The organism is Methylosoma difficile, assembly GCF_054657615.1.
Genome location: NZ_BAAHYJ010000014.1, coordinates 1 through 1,269, shown reverse-complemented (window position 1 = coordinate 1,269; position 1,269 = coordinate 1). Strand labels below are relative to the sequence as shown.

The following is a 1,269-nucleotide window of genomic DNA, read 5'->3' as shown; positions in this document are numbered from 1 at the left end:
TATGATACTCCCCATATTTTAGACCAGCAGTTAAGATAGAAAGCCTTACCCAAAAAGGCAAACTAAACTATGGCCAATGTACGCAAGAACCACACAATGGAATTTAAAACCCAAGTGGCCGTCGAGGCGATCCGCCAACAAAAAACGGTTAACGAACTGACCAGCGAATACGGTGTCCACGCGACCCAGATCAACCTCTGGAAAAAGCAGGCGTTGGCGGTGATCCCGGAAGCCTTCAGCGGGAAAAAGGAAAAGGCACGGGACAATCAGCAACAGGACATTGACGAGCTGCACCGCCAGATAGGCCAGCTCATCGCCGAACGGGACTGGCTCAAAAAAAAGTCCTCGGCCAGCCATTAGCGACAAGGCAACTAGGGATTGACCCGCAAGACCCACAGTTCAGTGTTCGGCAACAATGCGGCCTGCTGGGGCTGAACCGTTCATCCCTGTACTACCAGCCTGCGGGTGAAAGCGAGGAAAACCTAGCCCTGATGCGGCTTCTGGACGAACAATACACGCGGACACCCTGTTATGGGGTATTGAAAATGGTGGCGCATTTGCGCAACCTGGGGCATGAGGTGAACGCCAAGCGGGTCAGGCGTTTGCTGCGGAAGATGGGGCTGGAGGCGGTGTACCAGAAACCCAACACCAGCCAGCGGAATCCGGAACATCAGGTCTACCCCTACCTGTTGCGCGGGCTGGTGATTGACCGTTGCGACCAAGTGTGGAGCACCGACATCACCTATATCCGGCTGGCATCAGGCTTTGTCTACCTGATGGCGGTGATTGACTGGTACAGCCGATACATTCTGGGCTGGGCGTTGAGCACCACCTTGGATGCGGATTTCTGCATTGAAGCCATCGGCACTATAACCGAACGCCAGCAATGCGAAATCTTCAACACCGACCAGGGTTCGCAGTTCACCACGCCCCGCTTTACCCAGCCGCTGCTGGACAAAGGCATCAAAATCAGTATGGACGGGCGTGGCCGGGCATTGGACAATATTTTTGTTGAGCGGTTGTGGCGCACAGTCAAGTATGAGCATGTGTACTTGCAGGATAGGCACACCGTCCAGGAAACCTGGCTAGGATTGAAGGATTTCTTTCATTTCTACAACCATCATCGTCTACACCAATCGTTGGGCTATCGGACACCCGCCGACGTGTATTTAGGGAAGTGTTATGAGAAGGATGAAACAACCCATTTTTATCAACCGGCTTCTATCTTAATTTTATGAGATTTTGGTCTAGACAATGGGGAGTACCTTA

At 52.5% G+C, this 1,269-nt stretch carries 1 protein-coding gene; it reads left to right on the top strand.

From position 1 onward, the window contains the following. Positions 1-69 precede the first annotated feature (69 nt). Positions 70-1,238, top strand: a protein-coding gene (locus ACYQ1O_RS16875) for an IS3 family transposase (RefSeq protein WP_459990705.1) whose coding sequence is annotated in 2 segments (ribosomal slippage) — positions 70-343 and positions 343-1,238 — 1,170 coding nt in all. Because the reading frame shifts where the segments join, the coding sequence is not laid out codon by codon here. Positions 1,239-1,269 lie beyond the last annotated feature (31 nt).